Genomic DNA, 274 nt, shown 5'->3' with positions numbered 1-274 from the left:
GTCGGTGAGTGCGTTTATTACTATGTTTAAAAAAGTAATGAAAAAATCGCCCATGCGTTACATGAGCGATCTGGATGTTTACCAGCTATAAGTTGCTGAGATCATGGCGTTACGTGGCCGCCCTGGAAAGTAGCGGTCGCCGGTAAAGCTAGTGTAATCGGCGCGCTCGGCATAAGCGGTATCGGTTAAGTTAATAATACGCGCTGCAAGCGCTAAGTTATTTGTTATTTGCCACTGCGCTCGTAAACTTAAAATGTCATGCCCGTCATAACTG

At 45.6% G+C, this 274-nt stretch carries 1 protein-coding gene and 1 pseudogene; one reads left to right on the top strand and one right to left on the bottom strand.

From position 1 onward, the window contains the following. A pseudogene (locus AAEY68_RS21045) lies at positions 1 to 91 on the top strand (AraC family transcriptional regulator); the annotation flags it as partial. On the opposite strand, the gene AAEY68_RS21040 reads toward AAEY68_RS21045, so the two are convergent. Beyond that, a partial coding sequence (locus tag AAEY68_RS21040; RefSeq protein WP_350586826.1) for a hypothetical protein occupies positions 79 to 274 on the bottom strand: 196 nt, incomplete at its 5' end. The pseudogene AAEY68_RS21045 and the gene AAEY68_RS21040 overlap by 13 nt on opposite strands.

Source organism: Pseudoalteromonas sp. RB2-MNA-CIBAN-0110 (assembly GCF_040309305.1).
Taxonomy (GTDB): domain Bacteria; phylum Pseudomonadota; class Gammaproteobacteria; order Enterobacterales; family Alteromonadaceae; genus Pseudoalteromonas; species Pseudoalteromonas arctica.
This window is presented reverse-complemented; position numbering and strand designations above follow the sequence as displayed.